Origin of the sequence: Streptomyces sp. NBC_01268, assembly GCF_036240795.1 — a bacterium.
GTDB lineage: Bacteria > Actinomycetota > Actinomycetes > Streptomycetales > Streptomycetaceae > Streptomyces.
Map to the genome: position 1 here is coordinate 1,592,944 of NZ_CP108454.1, position 17,895 is coordinate 1,610,838.

The window sequence follows — 17,895 nt, forward strand, 5'->3', positions numbered from 1 at the left end:
CCCACCCCTGGACACACCGAAGGCCCGGCACCCCCCAAGGGGTCCCGGGCCTTCGTACGACTGCCGTGAGGCGTGGGGTCAGATGCCCGCGGCCTTCTTCAGCGCGTCCACGCGGTCGGTGCGCTCCCAGGTGAAGTCCGGCAGCTCGCGGCCGAAGTGGCCGTAGGCGGCGGTCTGGGAGTAGATCGGGCGGAGCAGGTCGAGGTCGCGGATGATCGCGGCCGGGCGGAGGTCGAAGACCTCGGCGATGGCGTGCTCGATCTTCTCGGTCTCGATGGTGTTGGTGCCGAAGGTCTCGACGAAGAGGCCGACGGGCTCCGCCTTGCCGATCGCGTACGCGACCTGGACCTCGCAGCGGGAGGCGAGGCCCGCGGCGACGACGTTCTTGGCGACCCAGCGCATGGCGTAGGCGGCCGAGCGGTCGACCTTCGACGGGTCCTTGCCGGAGAAGGCGCCGCCACCGTGGCGGGCCATGCCGCCGTAGGTGTCGATGATGATCTTGCGGCCGGTGAGGCCGGCGTCGCCCATCGGGCCGCCGATCTCGAAGCGGCCGGTCGGGTTGACCAGGAGGCGGTAGCCGTCGGTGTCCAGCTTGATGCCGTCCTCGACGAGCTGCTTCAGCACGTGCTCGACGACGAACTCGCGGATGTCGGGCGCGAGCAGCGACTCGAGGTCGATGTCGGAGGCGTGCTGGGAGGAGACGACGACCGTGTCGAGGCGGACGGCCTTGTCGCCGTCGTACTCGATGGTGACCTGGGTCTTGCCGTCGGGGCGCAGGTACGGGATGGTCCCGTTCTTGCGGACCTCGGTGAGGCGGCGGGAGAGCCGGTGGGCGAGGTGGATCGGGAGCGGCATGAGCTCCGGGGTCTCGTCCGACGCGTAGCCGAACATCAGGCCCTGGTCGCCGGCGCCCTGCTTGTCGAGCTCGTCCTCGTCACCCTCGACGCGCGACTCGTAGGCGGTGTCGACGCCCTGCGCGATGTCCGGGGACTGCGACCCGATGGAGACCGAGACGCCGCAGGAAGCGCCGTCGAAGCCCTTCTTCGAGGAGTCGTACCCGATGTCGAGGATCTTGTTGCGGACGAGGGTGGGGATGTCCGCCCAGGCCTTGGTCGTGACCTCGCCGGCCACGTGCACGAGGCCGGTGGTGATCAGGGTCTCGACGGCGACGCGGGAGGTGGGGTCCTCCTTGAGAAGCGCGTCGAGGATGGTGTCACTGATCTGGTCAGCGATCTTGTCGGGGTGACCCTCGGTGACGGACTCCGAGGTGAACAGACGACGGGACACAACGCTCCCTGGGGTTGCAGCGGCTGCTGGCTATTCGAATGCGGACCGGCAGGGGGCTGCGCCCCGCGACGTTCCGAGAACAGTCTATCGGTCACGATCGGGTATCTGGCCAGGACTCCTGGCACGTGATTCGCGGAGGGGAGTGGAAATCACCCGTCCTGAGCGCGAGATTGTCCGATATTAGTCGTTTTGGCGGTGCCGTCGCGACGAAAACCGGACGGTCTGTTCTCTTGACGGAGACCCCGCCGCGCCACTTCTGCCACCCATGTCACACCCGACTGTGTCAGGACGGCGCCGAAGATGGCGGAGACACGTGACGCCGGAGGCGGTCGTGGGAGGTCAGGGCAGGTGCACGGCAGGTCAGGACCGCTGGGCGCGCAGGCGCGGGAGCACCAGGTCCCAGACCGTCTCCGCGAGCGCCTCCTTCGGGCCGTACGGGACGGGGGTCTCGGTGCCGTCGGCGGCGAGGACCACGGCCTCGTTCTCCTCGGAGCCGAAGGTCTTGCGCTCCCCCACCTCGTTGACGACGAGCAGGTCGCAGCCCTTGCGGCGCAGCTTCGCGCGTCCGTTGGCCAGCACGTCGTCGGTCTCGGCGGCGAAACCGACGACGACCTGGCCGGGCAGGGCGCGCTCGGCGGCGAGCTCGGCGAGGATGTCGGGGTTGCGGACCAGCTCGACGGTGGGAGCGCCGCCGTCGTCCGTCTTCTTGATCTTGCCGGAGGCGTAGGCGGCGGGCCGGAAGTCGGCGACCGCGGCCGCCATCACCACCGCGTCGGCGTCGGCGACGGCCTTGAGGACCGCCTCGCGCAGCTGGACGGCGGTGCCGACGTGCACCACGTCGACGCCGGCCGGGTCGGGCAGGCCGGTGTTGGCCTCGACCAGGGTGACCCGGGCGCCACGCGCGGCGGCGGCCTTGGCGAGGGCGTAGCCCTGCTTCCCGGAGGAGCGGTTACCCAGGTAGCGGACCGGGTCCAGGGGCTCACGGGTGCCGCCCGCGCTGACCACGACGTGGCGGCCGGCCAGGTCGGGGGCGGTGACCCCGCGGGCCAGCACGCTGCGGCAGATCTCGAAGATCTCGCCGGGGTCGGGGAGGCGGCCCTTGCCGGTGTCGACACCGGTGAGCCGGCCGACGGCGGGCTCGATGACGACGGCGCCACGGCGGCGCAGCGTCGCCACGTTCTCCTGGGTGGCGGGGTGCTCCCACATCTCGGTGTGCATGGCCGGGGCGAAGACCACCGGGCAGCGCGCGGTGAGCAGCGTGTTGGTGAGCAGGTCGTCGGCGAGGCCGTGGGCGGCCTTGGCCAGCATGTCGGCGGTGGCCGGGGCGACCACGACCAGGTCGGCGCCCTGGCCGATGCGGACGTGCGGGACCTCGTGGACGGACTCCCACACCTCGGTGGAGACCGGGTGGCCGGAGAGCGCGGACCAGGTGGCGGCGCCGACGAAGTGCAGGGCGGAGTCGGTGGGCACGACACGGACGTCGTGACCCGACTCGGTCAGCCGCCGCAGCAGCTCGCACGCCTTGTACGCGGCGATTCCGCCGCTCACGCCCAGGACGACCTTCGGCTTGGCCACGACTTCCCCTGCTCCCCGCGGTCGGATGCGTACTCGGATGCGTACTCGGATGCGTACGACTCCATGAGACACCACAGGCCCGGCGGGTGTTCCGCCGGGCCTGTGGTGACAAGCGTTACAACGTGGGTGCTCTACTGCGCCGGGTCCGCAATCTTCTCGGAGGTCAGCAGGCCCGCGTTGATCTCGCGCAGCGCGATCGAGAGCGGCTTCTCGTGGACGTGGGTGTCGACGAGCGGACCGACGTACTCAAGCAGGCCCTCGCCCAGCTGCGAGTAGTACGCGTTGATCTGACGCGCACGCTTGGCCGCGTAGATCACGAGGCTGTACTTGGAGTCCGTCGCCTCAAGCAGCTCGTCGATCGGCGGGTTGATGATGCCCTCGGGCGCGGTGATGGAAGAGGACACGCTCTACCTTCCGAAGATGGAAAAAAGATCAGACAACGTTCATCAACGTTAGCAGCTCGCGCGCGACGTCCTCGACCGAGGTGTTGACGAGGGTGGTGTCGAACTCCGACTCGGCGGCCAGCTCGACCTTCGCGGCGGCCAGCCGACGCTCGATCACCTCGGGCGACTCGGTGCCGCGGCCGGTGAGCCGGCGGACCAGCTCGTCCCAGCTCGGCGGGGCGAGGAAGACCAGCTGGGAGTCGTCCATGGACTCCTTGACCTGGCGGGCGCCCTGGAGGTCGATCTCCAGGAGGACCGGCTCGCCGGCCTCCAGGCGGTCGAGGACCGCGCCGCGGGGGGTGCCGTAGCGGTTGCCCGCGAACTCGGCCCACTCGAGGAGCTCGCCGTTGGCGATCAGCTTGTCGAACTCGTCGTCCGTCACGAAGAAGTACTGGACGCCGTGCTTCTCGCCGGGACGGGGCTTTCGTGTCGTGGCCGACACCGAGAGCCAGACCTCGGGGTGGACCTTGCGCATATGAGCGACGACCGTGCTCTTGCCCACCCCTGAGGGGCCGGAGAGCACGGTCAGCCGCGGACGTACCTCTGCTGCCATGCAGCGATTATTCCAGCTTTACCGGTGTGCCCGGGACCCGCGTCCCGGGTGCACCCGGGACGCGCGCCCTCGGTCAGGCGCCGGTGCTGCCGAACTCGCGCTCCAGGGAGGCGATCTGGTTGGAGCCGAGGCCGCGGACCCGGCGACTCTCGGAGATGCCCAGGCGCTCCATGATCTGCTTGGCGCGGACCTTGCCCACGCCCGGGAGGGACTCGAGCAGGGCGGAGACCTTCATCTTGCCGATGACGTCGTTCTCCTGGCCCGACTTGATGACCTCGTGGAGGGAGGCGCCGGAGTGCTTGAGTCGATTCTTGACCTCGGCCCGCTCCCGGCGAGCCGCGGCGGCCTTCTCGAGCGCGGCTGCGCGCTGTTCAGGGGTAAGGGGCGGAAGAGCCACGCCTACGTCACCTCGGATGTCGAACTGTCGGATACGGACCGGTGGGAAGCTGCACGCCCCACACCAGTGGAGCAGCGACCGACGTGGAGTACGCCGAACGCCGCCTCTGCCCCGGAGACTAGCGGCCAAGGCCGCTCCAGTCAGCGAGAACAGACGAAAAGTCCTGGTCAGCATCGACCGACCAGGACATTTCCGGCATAACGACTCGGTTTTGGGCCAACTTTTGTCAAGGAGTGAGACGGCCGGGACACGCCACCCGACCTGCGGGTTGGCGAGAACCGGCCGAAATCGACCCCGAGGGGGCTAGTGGCCCTCGACCGCCTCGCGGATCTCGGTCGCGTAACGTTCCGCCGCGGCTCGCAGCGCGCCCGCGTCCGGACCCTCCTTCAGGACGCCCCGGCTGACGTTCGGGACCACGTTGCGGACCGCCGCGCCGAAGACGGCGGGGAGGTCGGCCGCGGTGGCGCCCTGCGCGCCGATGCCCGGGGCGAGCAGCGGACCGTTGATGTCCAGGTCGAAGGCGGACAGGTCGCCGAGGGTGGCGCCGACGACCGCGCCGAAGGAGCCCATGGGGGTCTCCCCCGCGTTCTCCGCCGCCAGGTGGGCCAGCATCGTCGCGCCGACGGTCCGGCCGTCCTCACGGACCGCGCGCTGCACCTCCGCGCCCTCGGGGTTCGAGGTGAGGGCCAGCACGAAGAGGCCGGCACCGGACTCGCGGGCCAGGTCGACGGCCGGCTTCAGGGAGCCGTAGCCGAGGTACGGGGAGACCGTGAGCGCGTCCGAGAACAGCGGGGAGTCCTTGCGCAGGAAGGCCTCCGCGTAGGCGCCCATCGTGGAGCCGATGTCGCCGCGCTTGGCGTCCATGACCACCAGGCCGCCCGCGGCCCGCAGATCGGCGACCGCGCGCTCCAGGACGGCGATGCCGCGCGAGCCGAAGCGCTCGAAGAAGGCCGCCTGGGGCTTGAAGACGGCCACGGTGCCGGCCAGGGCCTCCACGACGGTGTACGTGAAGCGCTCCAGGCCCGCGATGTCGTCGGCCAGGCCCCAGGAGCTCAGCAGGGCCGCGTGCGGGTCGATGCCGACGCACAGGGGGCCGCGCTCGTCCATGGCGGTGCGCAGGCGGGCGCCGAACGGCGCCAGGTTCTCCAGGGTCGCTTCGGTCACTTCTCGGCCTTTCGGTGGGCGGCGCCGACGGCCTCGGCGAGGGTGGCGTACGGGGAGGCGGCCAGGCGCGCGGCGAGGCCCTTGTGGATCGCGCGGGCGTAGAACGGGCCCTCGTAGATGAAGGCGCTGTAGCCCTGGATCAGGGTGGCGCCGGCCAGGATCCGCTGCCAGGCGTCCTCGGCGTTCTCGATGCCGCCGACGCCGATCAGGACGATCCGGTCTCCCACGCGCGCGTAGAGGCGGCTCAGGACCTCCAGGGAGCGCTCCTTGACGGGGGCGCCGGACAGTCCGCCGGTCTCCTTGACCAGCGCGGGGTCGGAGGTCAGGCCGAGGCCCTCGCGCGCGATGGTGGTGTTGGTGGCGATGATGCCGTCGAGGCCGAGCTCCAGGGCCAGGTCGGCGACCGCGTCCACGTCCTCGTCGGCGAGGTCGGGGGCGATCTTGACCAGGAGCGGGACGCGGCGGCCGGTGACGGCGCGGTCGGCGGCCTCGCGGACGGCGGTCAGGAGCGGGCGCAGCGACTCGGTGGCCTGGAGGTTGCGCAGGCCCGGGGTGTTCGGCGAGGAGACGTTGACGACCAGGTAGTCGGCGTGGCGGGCGAGCCGCTCGGTGGACTTCACGTAGTCGGCGGCGGCCTCGGCCTCGGGCACGACCTTGGTCTTGCCGATGTTGACGCCCACGACGGTCCTGAAGACCGGGTCGCGGTGCGCGAGGCGGTCGGCGACGGCGGCCGAGCCCTCGTTGTTGAAGCCCATGCGGTTGATCAGGGCGCGGTCCGGGACCAGCCGGAAGAGGCGCTTCTTGGGGTTGCCGGGCTGGGCCTCGCCGGTGACGGTGCCGATCTCGACGTGGTCGAAGCCGAGCATGGCCATGCCGTCGATGGCGACGGCGTTCTTGTCGAAGCCGGCGGCGAGGCCGAAGGGGCCGTGCATGCGCAGGCCCAGGGCCTCGGTGCGCAGCTCCTTGTACCGGGGGGCGAGGACGGCCGCGACGAAGGTGCGCAGCACCGGGGTGCGAGCGGCGAGCCGGATCCAGCGGAAGGCCAGGTAGTGGGCCTTCTCGGGGTCCATCCGCTTGAAGATCAGGTTGAAGAAGAGCTTGTACATCGTCCGAAATATCCCTCGTGCGCTCATGAAGAGGGGGACACCGCGGGTGTTGCCGGTGTCCCCCTGCTTCGTACGGGCTGCTAGTCGCGGGCCGCGGTCAGGTGTTCCGCGTGCTCCTGGAGCGAGCGGACGCCCACGTCTCCGTGGTTGAGGGCGTCGATGCCCTGGACCGCCGCCGCCAGCGCCTGGACCGTGGTCAGGCACGGGACGGAGCGGGCCACCGCCGCCGTACGGATCTCGTAGCCGTCGAGGCGGCCGCCGGTGCCGTACGGGGTGTTGACGATCAGGTCGACCTGGCCGTCGTGGATGAGCTGGACGATGGTCTTCTCGCCGTTCGGCCCCTCGCCCTCGGACTGCTTGCGCACGACGGTGGCGTTGATGCCGTTGCGCTTGAGGACCTCGGCGGTGCCGGAGGTGGCCATCAGCTCGAAGCCGTGGGCGACGAGCTCACGGGCCGGGAAGATCATCGAGCGCTTGTCGCGGTTGGCGACGGAGATGAACGCGCGGCCCTTGGTGGGCAGCGGGCCGTAGGCGCCGGCCTGCGACTTGGCGTAGGCCGTGCCGAAGACGTTGTCGATGCCCATGACCTCGCCGGTGGAGCGCATCTCCGGGCCGAGGACGGTGTCCACCCCGCGGCCGTGGATGTCGCGGAAGCGCGACCACGGCATCACGGCCTCCTTGACGGAGATCGGCGCGTCGAGCGGCAGGGTGCCGCCGTCGCCGGTCTTCGGCAGCAGGCCCTCGGCGCGCAGCTCGGCGATGGTGGCGCCCAGCGAGATGCGGGCGGCGGCCTTCGCGAGCGGCACGGCGGTCGCCTTCGAGGTGAAGGGGACCGTGCGGGAGGCGCGCGGGTTGGCCTCCAGGACGTACAGGATGTCGCCGGCCATCGCGAACTGGATGTTGATCAGACCGCGCACGCCGACGCCCTTGGCGATGGCCTCGGTGGAGGCGCGCAGGCGCTTGATGTCGAAGCCGCCGAGGGTGATCGGGGGCAGGGCGCAGGCCGAGTCGCCGGAGTGGATGCCGGCCTCCTCGATGTGCTCCATGACACCGCCGAGGTAGAGCTCCTCGCCGTCGTAGAGCGCGTCGACGTCGATCTCGATGGCGTCGTCGAGGAAGCGGTCGACGAGGACCGGGCGGGTCGGGGAGATCTCGGTGGACTCGGCGATGTACGACTCCAGGCGCGCCTCGTCGTAGACGATCTCCATGCCGCGGCCGCCGAGCACGTACGAGGGGCGTACGAGGACGGGGTAGCCGATCTCGTCGGCGATGGCCTTGGCGCCGGCGAAGGTGGTGGCGGTGCCGTGCTTCGGCGCGGGCAGCCCGGCCTCGGCGAGCACCTGGCCGAAGGCGCCGCGGTCCTCGGCGGCGTGGATGGCCTCCGGGGAGGTGCCGACGACCGGCACGCCGTTGTCCTTGAGCGCCTGGGCGAGACCCAGCGGGGTCTGGCCGCCGAGCTGGACGACGACACCGGCGATCGGGCCCGCGAGGGACTCGGCGTGGACGATCTCCAGCACGTCCTCGAGCGTCAGCGGCTCGAAGTACAGGCGGTCGGAGGTGTCGTAGTCCGTCGAGACGGTCTCGGGGTTGCAGTTGACCATCACGGTCTCGTAGCCCGCGTCGCTGAGCGCGAAGGAGGCGTGGACGCAGGAGTAGTCGAACTCGATGCCCTGGCCGATGCGGTTCGGGCCGGAGCCCAGGATGATCACCGCGGGCTTCTCGCGCGGCGCGACCTCGCTCTCCTCGTCGTACGAGGAGTAGAAGTACGGGGTCCTGGCGGCGAACTCGGCGGCGCAGGTGTCGACCGTCTTGTAGACCGGGCGGACGCCGAGGGCGTGCCGGACCTCGCGGACGACGTCCTCGCGCAGGCCGCGGATCTCGGCGATCTGGGCGTCGGAGAAACCGTGGCGCTTGGCCTCGGCGAGGAGCTCGGGCTCCAGCTTCTCGGCGGCGGCCAGGTCGTCGGCGATCTCCTTGATGAGGAAGAGCTGGTCGACGAACCAGGGGTCGATCTTGGTGGCCTCGAAGACCTCCTCGGGGGTGGCGCCCGCGCGGATGGCCTCCATGACGGTGTTGATCCGGCCGTCGGTGGGGCGGACCGCCTCGCGGAGCAGCTCGGCCTTGTCGCCGGTCTCGCCGGTGAAGGCGAACTGCGAGCCCTTCTTCTCCAGGGAGCGCAGGGCCTTCTGGAGCGCCTCGGTGAAGTTGCGGCCGATCGCCATGGCCTCGCCGACCGACTTCATGGTCGTGGTCAGCGTGGAGTCGGCGGCCGGGAACTTCTCGAAGGCGAAGCGCGGGGCCTTGACGACGACGTAGTCGAGGGTCGGCTCGAAGGAGGCCGGCGTCTTCTCGGTGATGTCGTTGGGGATCTCGTCCAGCGTGTAGCCGACGGCGAGCCGGGCCGCGATCTTGGCGATCGGGAAGCCGGTCGCCTTGGAGGCGAGCGCGGAGGAGCGGGAGACGCGCGGGTTCATCTCGATGACGATGATCCGGCCGTCGACCGGGTCGATCGCGAACTGGATGTTGCAGCCGCCGGTGTCGACGCCGACCTCGCGGATGATCGCGATGCCGATGTCGCGGAGCCGCTGGTACTCGCGGTCGGTGAGCGTCATCGCCGGGGCGACGGTGATCGAGTCACCGGTGTGGACGCCCATCGGGTCGAAGTTCTCGATGGAGCAGACGACCACGACGTTGTCGTTCTTGTCGCGCATCAGCTCCAGCTCGTACTCCTTCCAGCCGAGGATGGACTCCTCCAGGAGCACCTCGGTGGTCGGGGAGAGCGTGAGGCCCTGGCCGGCGATGCGGCGCAGCTCCTCCTCGTCGTGGGCGAAGCCGGAGCCGGCGCCGCCCATGGTGAAGGAGGGGCGCACGACGACGGGGTAGCCGCCGAGGGTGTCGACGCCCTTGAGGACGTCGTCCATGGAGTGGCAGATGACCGAGCGGGCGGACTCGCCGTAGCCGATCTTGGCCTTGACGGCCTCGACGACACCCTTGAAGAGGTCGCGGTCCTCGCCCTTGTGGATGGCCTCGACGTTGGCGCCGATGAGCTCGACGCCGTACTTCTCCAGGACGCCCTGCTCGTGCATGGAGATCGCGGTGTTGAGCGCGGTCTGGCCGCCGAGGGTGGGCAGGAGGGCGTCGGGGCGCTCCTTGGCGATGATCTTCTCGACGAACTCGGGGGTGATCGGCTCGACGTACGTGGCGTCGGCGATCTCCGGGTCGGTCATGATCGTGGCCGGGTTGGAGTTCACCAGGATGACCCGCAGGCCCTCGGCCTTGAGGATGCGGCACGCCTGGGTACCGGAGTAGTCGAACTCGGCTGCCTGGCCGATGACGATCGGGCCGGAGCCGATGACCAGGACGGACTGGATATCGGTGCGCTTAGGCACGCTCGGCCTCCAGGGCGGTGTTCATCAGCGAAGTGAAGCGGTCGAAGAGGTACGCGGCGTCGTGCGGGCCGGCGGCCGCCTCGGGGTGGTACTGGACGGAGAAGGCCGGCTGGTCGAGCAGCTGCAGGCCCTCCACGACGTCGTCGTTCAGGCAGACGTGGGAGACCTCGACCCGCCCGAAGGGGGTGTCGGAGACCTTGTCGAGGGGCGCGTCGACGGCGAAGCCGTGGTTGTGCGCGGTGACCTCGACCTTGCCGGTGGTGCGGTCCTGGACGGGCTGGTTGATGCCCCGGTGGCCGTACTTCAGCTTGTAGGTGCCGAAGCCGAGCGCGCGGCCCAGGATCTGGTTGCCGAAGCAGATGCCGAAGAGCGGGGTCTTGCGGCGCAGGACCTCCTGCATGACGGCGACGGGGCCGTCGGCGGTGGCCGGGTCGCCCGGGCCGTTGGAGAAGAACACGCCGTCGGGGTTGACGGCGTAGACGTCCTCGGCGGTGGCGGTGGCGGGCAGCACGTGGACCTCGATGCCGCGCTCGGCCATCCGGTGGGGGGTCATGCCCTTGATGCCGAGGTCGACGGCGGCGACGGTGAACTTCTTCTCGCCGATCGCGGGGACGACGTACGTCTCCTTGGTGGCGACCTCGGCGGAGAGGTCCGCGCCCTTCATCTCGGGCTGCTGGCGGACCTCGGCGAGCATGGTGCCCTCGTCGGGGAGCGCGCTGCCGGAGAAGATGCCGACGCGCATGGCGCCGCTCTCGCGCAGGTGGCGGGTGAGGGCGCGGGTGTCGATGCCCTGGATGCCGACGACGCCCTGCTGCCGCAGCTCCTCGTCGAGCGAGCGCTGGGCGCGCCAGTTGGAGGAGACGCGTGCGGGGTCGCGGACGACGTAGCCGGCGACCCAGATGCGGGACGACTCGGGGTCCTCGTCGTTGACGCCGGTGTTGCCCACGTGCGGGGCGGTCATCACGACGACCTGGCGGTGGTACGACGGGTCGGTGAGGGTCTCCTGGTAGCCGGTCATGCCGGTGGAGAACACGGCCTCGCCGAAGGTCTCCCCCACGGCCCCGTAGGCGCGGCCGCGGAAGATGCGGCCGTCCTCCAGGACGAGTACGGCGGGAACCTTGGCGGCTCCCCTTGTGGAGGTCGTCATCGTGCGCCTTCCGTCGTGCTTGCGTGGTTCGTGGAGCTCATGGAGTTGATGGCCTCGACCCAGGCGGCGTGGTCGGCCGCGCGGTCGGAGCGGAAGCCGGAGTCGAGCAGCGTGTCGCCGTGCGTCCAGGTGACGACCAGGAGGCCGCCCTCGGTGAGGACCTTGCCGGCGATGCCCTTGTCCAGCCTGGCCTCGCGCAGGGCGTCGGCCGGGATGAGGAAGTCGTTCGCGCCGGGGCGGACGACCGCGATGCCCTGGTCCGTCAGGGTGAGCTCGGCCCGGCTGCGGACGCCCAGGCCGTGGGCGACGATCCGGTCGAGCCAGTGCCCGGCGGTGGTGGAGCCGTGGTAGCGGCCGGCCAGTGTCAGCCTCGCCGCTGCCGGGGCCTCGGGCACCTCGTGCAGGTCCGGGAGGCCGGACTGGAGGCTGCCGCGCCACTTCCATCCCTGGCGCATCAGCCAGTAGACGAAGGCGACGAAGAGCAGCAGTCCCGCGACCCAGCCGATGCGGCCGGCCCAGTCGGTGACCTCGGCGGACTTCTGCTCGGCCAGTTGAATGAGTGGTGTCACGCCAGCTTCCCGTCGACGAGCGTTGCCCGGCCCCGCAGGAACGTGTGGGTGACGCGCCCCGGCAGCTCGCGGCCCTCGTAGGGGGTGTTGCGGCTGCGGGAGGCGAAGTCGGCGGGGTCCACGACACCACGGTAAGCCGGATCGACCAGGGTCAGGTTGGCGGGCTCACCTGCCGAGACGGGGCGGCCGTGCTCCTTGGCCTGTCCGATCCGGGCCGGCTGGACGGACATCCGGTCGGCGACGCCGGCCCAGTCGAGCAGTCCGGTCTCCACCATCGTCTGCTGGACGACGGACAGGGCGGTCTCCAGGCCGACCATGCCCATGGCGGCGGCGGCCCACTCGCAGTCCTTGTCCTCGTGCGGGTGCGGGGCGTGGTCGGTGGCGACGATGTCGATCGTGCCGTCGGCGAGGGCCTCGCGCAGCGCCATGACGTCCCGCTCGGTGCGCAGCGGCGGGTTCACCTTGTAGACCGGGTTGTACGTCCGGACGAGCTCGTCCGTGAGGAGGAGGTGGTGGGGGGTGACCTCGGCGGTGACGTCGATGCCGCGGGACTTGGCCCAGCGGACGATCTCGACGGAGCCGGCCGTGGAGAGGTGGCAGATGTGGACGCGGGAGCCGACGTGCTCGGCGAGCAGGACGTCGCGGGCGATGATCGACTCCTCGGCGACGGCCGGCCAGCCGCCCAGACCGAGCTCGGCGGAGACGATGCCCTCGTTCATCTGGGCGCCCTCGGTGAGGCGGGGCTCCTGGGCGTGCTGGGCGACGACGCCGCCGAAGGCCTTCACGTACTCCAGGGCGCGGCGCATGATCACGGCGTCGTCGACGCACTTGCCGTCGTCGGAGAAGACGGTGACGCCGGCGGCGGAGTCGTGCATGGCGCCGAGCTCGGCCAGCTTCTTGCCCTCCAGGCCGACGGTGACGGCGCCGATGGGCTGCACGTCGCAGTAGCCGTGCTCGCGGCCGAGGCGGTAGACCTGCTCGACGACGCCGGCGGTGTCGGCGACCGGGTGGGTGTTGGCCATGGCGAAGACGGCCGTGTAGCCGCCGGTGGCGGCGGCCCGGGTGCCGGTGAGGACGGTCTCGGAGTCCTCGCGGCCCGGCTCGCGCAGGTGGGTGTGCAGGTCGACGAGACCCGGCAGCAGGATCTGGCCCTCGGCCTCGATCACCTGGGCGCCCTCGGCCGACAGGCCCGTACCGACCTCGGCGATGGTCTCGCCGTCGATCAGGACGTCCTGGGCCTCGCCGCCGAGCACCTTCGCACCACGGATAAGGATCTTGCTCATGGGGTTCAGTTCTCCTCGGTGCGGGGGGTGGCGGGGGCGGCGGGGGCGGCGGGCTCGGAGCCGCCGAGCAGCAGGTAGAGCACGGCCATGCGGACGGAGACCCCGTTGGCGACCTGCTCGACGACCGTGCAGCGGTCCGAGTCGGCGACCTCGGCGGTGATCTCCATGCCGCGGACCATGGGCCCGGGGTGCATGACGATGGCGTGCTCGGGCATCTTGGCCATCCGCTCGCCGTTCAGCCCGTACCGGCGCGAGTACTCGCGCTCGGTCGGGAAGAAGGCGGCGTTCATCCGCTCGCGCTGCACACGCAGCATCATCACCGCGTCGGACTTCGGCAGCACGCTGTCGAGGTCGTACGAGACCTCGCAGGGCCAGGTCTCCACGCCGACGGGGACCAGGGTGGGCGGGGCCACCAGGGTGACCTCGGCGCCGAGGGTGTGCAGGAGGTCGACGTTGGAGCGGGCGACCCGGCTGTGCAGGACGTCGCCGACGAGCGTGATGCGCCTGCCGTTCAGGTCCTTGCCGAGGCCGGTGTCGCGGCCGACCAGGCGGCGGCGCATGGTGAAGGCGTCCAGCAGGGCCTGGGTGGGGTGCTGGTGGGTGCCGTCGCCCGCGTTGATGACGGGGGCGTCGATCCAGCCGGAGGTGGCCAGGCGGTACGGGGCGCCGGACGCGCCGTGCCGGATGACGACGGCGTCGACGCCCATCGCCTCCAGGGTCTGCGCGGTGTCCTTGAGGGACTCGCCCTTGGAGACGCTGGAGCCCTTGGCCGCGAAGTTGATCACATCGGCGGAGAGGCGCTTCTCGGCGGCCTCGAAGGAGATCCGGGTGCGGGTGGAGTCCTCGAAGAAGAGGTTGCAGATCGTGCGGCCGCGCAGGGTCGGCAGCTTCCTGATGGGCCGGTCGGCCACCCGGGCCATCTCCTCGGCGGTGTCGAGGATGAGGACGGCGTCGTCGCGGGTGAGGTCGGCGGCCGAGATGAGGTGACGCATCATCGGGTTTCTCTCCGGGGTGGGGAGGGTGAGGGCATGCGGGCGCGCAGGGCTGTGCCCTGGACCCGTCGGGGGCCGGTCCGGCTAGGAGGCGGGCTTGCTGCCGAGCAGCACGGTGTCGCGACCGTCCTCCTCGGCGAGCTGGACCTTGACCGTCTCCCGCAGCGACGTGGGGAGGTTCTTGCCGACGTAGTCGGCGCGGATCGGGAGCTCGCGGTGGCCGCGGTCGACGAGGACGGCGAGCTGGACCGCGCGGGGGCGGCCGATGTCGCCGAGGGCGTCGAGGGCGGCGCGGATGGTGCGTCCGGAGAAGAGCACGTCGTCGACGAGGACGACCAGGCGGCCGTCGATGCCGTCACCCGGGATCTCGGTGCGGCCGAGGGCGCGCGCCGGCTTCATCCGCAGGTCGTCGCGGTACATCGTGATGTCGAGGGAACCGACCGGGACCTTGGCGCCGGTGATCGATTCCAGCTTCTCGGCGAGCCGGCGGGCGAGGTAGACACCGCGGGTCGGGATGCCGAGGAGGACCACGTCGTCGGCACCCTTGGCGCGCTCGACGATCTCGTGGGCGATGCGGGTCAGGACCCGCGCGATGTCCGGGGCCTCGAGAACGGGCCGGGCATCGGTCTGCTGCTGCTGTGCGTCCATATGAAACGGACCTCCTTCTCCGCCTCACGGGACGGATCTTAAAGGACGTCGGAATTGCGCCATTCACCTTACCAGGGGCGGGCAGGTGCCCTGCTCACCACCCTGGCGCCACTCCGGACGCCGTCCCTCGGGAGGGGGCGGTATGGACCATTCGGCTTGACGGGAGAGTGTCACGCTGCGTAACCTCACAGTGAGTTACCAGCCGCGCGGCGCCGCCGCAATCGTCACAGCGTCCGGGAGCGTTATGTCCAGCGAATACGCAAAGCAGCTCGGGGCCAAACTCCGTGCGATCCGCACCCAGCAGGGCCTTTCCCTCCACGGTGTGGAGGAGAAGTCCCAGGGCCGCTGGAAGGCGGTCGTGGTCGGTTCTTACGAGCGTGGTGACCGCGCCGTGACCGTACAGCGTCTGGCCGAGCTGGCGGACTTCTACGGGGTCCCGGTGCAGGAGCTGCTGCCGGGCACCACGCCGGGCGGGGCCGCCGAGCCGCCGCCGAAGCTGGTCCTGGACCTGGAGCGCCTTGCCCACGTCCCCGCCGAGAAGGCCGGCCCGCTCCAGCGCTACGCGGCGACCATCCAGTCGCAGCGCGGCGACTACAACGGCAAGGTGCTGTCGATCCGCCAGGACGACCTGCGCACCCTCGCCGTCATCTACGACCAGTCCCCCTCGGTCCTCACCGAGCAGCTGATCAGCTGGGGCGTCCTGGACGCGGACGCGCGCCGCGCCGTCGCCCACGAGGAGAACTGACCCCTCGGGTCGCACAGCCTCATACCAGCGCAGAAACGTGCCGCCGGGCCCCTGGGAGTCACTCCGACTCCCAGGGGCCCGGCGCTTTCGTGCGGGGCCCGTGACGGCGCGCCTGGCGACGCTCACGACCGGCACGGCCCGGGCGGCACCGCCCTGGCGGCCCTCCAGGGACGGCACGGCTCGGCGGCGCGGCAGGGGCGGCCGCGCCCGCCGATCAACGGCGAAGGGGCCCGCAGCACGAGATGTGCTGCGGGCCCCTTCGAGTGCCGTACGGACTGCTGCGGCCTGGACCGGGTCGTGCGGGACTAGGCGTCCTCGTCCCGGCGCAGGCGGGGCTTCAGGTCCTTGAAGCGGCCGAGGAGACCGTTGACGAAGGTCGGCGACTCGTCCGTGGAGAACTCCTTGGCGAGCTGCACGGCCTCGTCGATCGCCACCGCGTCGGGCGTGCCGTCCTCCCAGATCAGCTCGTACGCGCCGAGGCGCACGATGTTCCGGTCGGCGGCGGGCATCCGGTCGAGGTCCCAGTCCACCGCGTAGGTCGCGATGAGCTCGTCGATGCGCGCCACGTAGGACGCGTACCCCTCGACCAGCTGCATGGTGAACTCATTGACCGGCGGCTGGTGCTCCTCCGACCGGGCGAGACGGACCTGGTCCGCGAGGACCTCCTGGACCGAGGTACCGCGCTGGTCGGCCTCGAACAGGATCTGGAAAGCCCGCCTGCGGGCCTTGCTCCGGGCGGCCACGGTTAGCTGTTCACCCGGCCGAGGTAGTCGCTGGAGCGGGTGTCGACCTTGACCTTCTCACCGGTGGTGATGAAGAGCGGGACCTGGATCTGGTGGCCGGTCTCCAGGATGGCGGGCTTGGTGCCACCGGTGGAGCGGTCGCCCTGGACGCCCGGCTCGGTCTCCTTGATCACGAGCTCGACGGCGGCCGGCAGCTCCACGTAGAGCACCTCGCCCTCGTGCTGCGCGACCGAGGCGGTGAAGCCCTCGATCAGGAAGTTGGCGGCGGAGCCGACGTTCTTCCGGTCGATGTGCAGCTGGTCGTAGGTCTCCATGTCCATGAAGACGAAGTACTCGCCGTCCATGTAGGAGAACTGCATGTCACGGCGGTCGATGGTGGCGGTGTCGACCTTCGTACCAGCGTTGAAGGTCTTGTCGACGACCTTGCCGGAGAGCACGTGCTTGAGCTTGGTGCGCACGAAGGCGGGGCCCTTGCCGGGCTTGACGTGCTGGAACTCGACGACGGACCAGAGCTGGCCCCCGTCGAGCTTGAGCACCATGCCGTTCTTGAGGTCGTTCGTGGAAGCCACGGTTGCGGAATCTCCTGGACTGACGTGGACCTGGGAGGCGTACGCGCCCTACAGCGCGAGCAGCTCCTTGGTCGTGATGGTGAGTAGCTCGGGTCCGCCGTCCGCCTCCTGGCGTACGACGAGCGTGTCATCGATCCGGACCCCGCCCCGGCCCGGGAGGTGGACCCCCGGTTCGACGGTGACCGGCACACAAGCGTCCAGTTTACCCATGGCTGCGGGTGCGAGCTGCGGGTCCTCGTCGATTTCCAGGCCCACCCCGTGCCCGGTGAGGGGTGCGCTGGCGTCTCCGTGGCCCGCCGCGACGAGAATCTGCCGGGCCGCGCGGTCGACGTCGCGGTACTCGGCACCGGGTGCGAGCGCCTCCCGGCCGGCCCGCTGAGCGGCGAAGACGAGGTCGTACAGCTCGATCTGCCAGTCGGCGGGAGTGGTCCCGATGACGAAGGTGCGGCCGATCTCGCAGCGGTAGCCGCGGTAGTTGGCGCCGAGGCAGACGGAGAGGAAGTCACCCTCCTCGACCCGCCGGTCGGTGGGCCGGTGCCCGGCCCGCCCGGAGTGCGGCCCGGTGGCCACGGAGGTGCGGAAGGCGGGGCCGTCGGCGCCGTGGTCGACGAGACGCCGCTCCAGTTCCAGGGCGAGGTGCCGCTCGGTCCTGCCGACCAGGATCGATTCGAGGAGCTCGCCGAGGGCCTGGTCGGCGATCTCGGCGGCGATCCGCAGACAGGCGATCTCGTCCTCGTCCTTGACGATCCGCAGCTGTTCGACACCGCTCGACAGGTCGGCGAGGCGCAGTCCGGGGGCGGCGGAGCCCATGGCCCGGTGCCGGGCGACGGTCAGGTGGTGCTCCTCGACGGCGAGGGCGTCCGCCCCGGCCTTGCGGGCGAAGTCGACGGCCGCGACGGCCGGATCGCCGCTGCCGGTGGGCAGCAGCAGCTGGCGCAGCAGCTCGTCGAGCCGCCCGTCGGCCGGATCGGCGCCCGGGGCGGTGGGGCAGAGCAGCACGTCGTCCTCGGGACCGAGCAGCAGCACGGCCCCGGCGGGTGAACCGCCGGTGAGATAGCGGACGTTGGCGGGACGGGAGACCAGGGCCGCCGAGCTGCCCGCGGCCGCATACCGGTCGCGCAGCCGCACCCGGCGGTCCGCATACACCTCTGACATGCTCCGAGCCTACGAGGGGGCACGCGCCCTGGCCTGTTCAGCGGGTCCGACCGGGCGGGGGCGGGGGCCTCGGCCGGCCGGGGGCTCGCGACCGGGCCGGGCCGTCGGCCGGTGTGCGGGTGCGGGACGG

General features: G+C 70.9%; 17 protein-coding genes. 1 reads left to right on the forward strand and 16 read right to left on the reverse strand.

Translation table 11 applies throughout. The features are described from left to right. Nucleotides 1-78: 78 nt before the first annotated feature. The 13 genes from metK to pyrR form a co-directional block, all read right to left on the reverse strand. Nucleotides 79-1,287 carry a methionine adenosyltransferase gene (gene metK / locus OG309_RS06760; RefSeq protein WP_329418953.1) on the reverse strand — a complete coding sequence of 403 codons (1,209 nt, stop codon included), beginning with the start codon at nt 1,285-1,287 and terminating at the stop codon, nt 79-81. Between the two features lie 360 nt (nt 1,288-1,647). Continuing rightward, nucleotides 1,648-2,862, reverse strand: coding sequence for a bifunctional phosphopantothenoylcysteine decarboxylase/phosphopantothenate--cysteine ligase CoaBC (coaBC, locus tag OG309_RS06765; protein WP_329418955.1), 1,215 nt, complete (start codon nt 2,860-2,862; stop codon nt 1,648-1,650). Nucleotides 2,863-2,993: 131 nt separating this feature from the next. Further along, nucleotides 2,994-3,266 (reverse strand): DNA-directed RNA polymerase subunit omega, encoded by a 273-nt coding sequence (gene rpoZ / locus OG309_RS06770; protein WP_046907460.1) that lies wholly within the window; start codon nt 3,264-3,266, stop codon nt 2,994-2,996. 28 nt (nt 3,267-3,294) lie between these two features. Beyond that, entirely contained in the window at nt 3,295-3,858 is a 564-nt protein-coding gene (gene gmk, locus OG309_RS06775; protein WP_046907461.1) for a guanylate kinase, read from the reverse strand. 73 nt (nt 3,859-3,931) lie between these two features. After that, nucleotides 3,932-4,255, reverse strand: a complete 324-nt coding sequence (locus OG309_RS06780; protein WP_030693098.1) for an integration host factor — start codon at nt 4,253-4,255, stop codon at nt 3,932-3,934. 303 nt (nt 4,256-4,558) lie between these two features. Then, nucleotides 4,559-5,404 carry an orotidine-5'-phosphate decarboxylase gene (gene pyrF, locus OG309_RS06785; RefSeq protein ID WP_329428187.1) on the reverse strand — a complete coding sequence of 282 codons (846 nt, stop codon included), beginning with the start codon at nt 5,402-5,404 and terminating at the stop codon, nt 4,559-4,561. A gap of 11 nt (nt 5,405-5,415) precedes the next feature. Next, a complete protein-coding gene (locus OG309_RS06790) occupies nt 5,416-6,525 on the reverse strand; it encodes a quinone-dependent dihydroorotate dehydrogenase (RefSeq protein WP_329418957.1) in 1,110 nt (369 codons plus the stop codon). 80 nt (nt 6,526-6,605) lie between these two features. After that, a complete protein-coding gene (gene carB, locus OG309_RS06795) occupies nt 6,606-9,914 on the reverse strand; it encodes a carbamoyl-phosphate synthase large subunit (RefSeq protein WP_329418958.1) in 3,309 nt (1,102 codons plus the stop codon). Next, nucleotides 9,907-11,061 carry a glutamine-hydrolyzing carbamoyl-phosphate synthase small subunit gene (carA, locus tag OG309_RS06800; RefSeq protein ID WP_329418960.1) on the reverse strand — a complete coding sequence of 385 codons (1,155 nt, stop codon included), beginning with the start codon at nt 11,059-11,061 and terminating at the stop codon, nt 9,907-9,909. Before carA ends, carB begins: the two co-directional genes overlap by 8 nt. After that, entirely contained in the window at nt 11,058-11,630 is a 573-nt protein-coding gene (locus tag OG309_RS06805; RefSeq protein WP_329418962.1) for a PH-like domain-containing protein, read from the reverse strand. Before OG309_RS06805 ends, carA begins: the two co-directional genes overlap by 4 nt. Continuing rightward, the gene (locus OG309_RS06810; RefSeq protein WP_329418963.1) at nt 11,627-12,913 is read right to left on the reverse strand and encodes a dihydroorotase; all 1,287 of its coding nucleotides are present in this window, start codon (nt 12,911-12,913) and stop codon (nt 11,627-11,629) included. Before OG309_RS06810 ends, OG309_RS06805 begins: the two co-directional genes overlap by 4 nt. Nucleotides 12,914-12,918: 5 nt before the next feature. After that, nucleotides 12,919-13,908: an aspartate carbamoyltransferase catalytic subunit gene (locus OG309_RS06815; RefSeq protein WP_329418965.1), complete on the reverse strand. Its 990-nt coding sequence runs from the start codon at nt 13,906-13,908 to the stop codon at nt 12,919-12,921. A gap of 81 nt (nt 13,909-13,989) precedes the next feature. Continuing rightward, entirely contained in the window at nt 13,990-14,553 is a 564-nt protein-coding gene (gene pyrR, locus OG309_RS06820) for a bifunctional pyr operon transcriptional regulator/uracil phosphoribosyltransferase PyrR (RefSeq protein ID WP_329418967.1), read from the reverse strand. A 244-nt stretch (nt 14,554-14,797) separates the two neighbouring features. Between pyrR and bldD the strand changes: the two genes are divergently transcribed. Then, nucleotides 14,798-15,298, forward strand: coding sequence for a transcriptional regulator BldD (gene bldD / locus OG309_RS06825; protein WP_189976704.1), 501 nt, complete (start codon nt 14,798-14,800; stop codon nt 15,296-15,298). Nucleotides 15,299-15,603: 305 nt separating this feature from the next. Here bldD and nusB read toward each other — a convergent pair whose 3' ends face one another. Genes nusB through OG309_RS06840 form a run of 3 tightly spaced genes read right to left on the reverse strand, consistent with a single transcriptional unit; the run spans nt 15,604 to nt 17,765 of the window. Continuing rightward, complete coding sequence (gene nusB, locus OG309_RS06830) at nt 15,604-16,041, reverse strand: transcription antitermination factor NusB (protein WP_329418970.1); 438 nt, start codon at nt 16,039-16,041, stop codon at nt 15,604-15,606. Between the two features lie 2 nt (nt 16,042-16,043). Next, nucleotides 16,044-16,610, reverse strand: coding sequence for an elongation factor P (efp, locus tag OG309_RS06835; RefSeq protein ID WP_329418972.1), 567 nt, complete (start codon nt 16,608-16,610; stop codon nt 16,044-16,046). A 48-nt stretch (nt 16,611-16,658) separates the two neighbouring features. Continuing rightward, nucleotides 16,659-17,765, reverse strand: a complete 1,107-nt coding sequence (locus tag OG309_RS06840; protein ID WP_329418973.1) for an aminopeptidase P family protein — start codon at nt 17,763-17,765, stop codon at nt 16,659-16,661. Between the last annotated feature and the right edge of the window lie 130 nt (nt 17,766-17,895).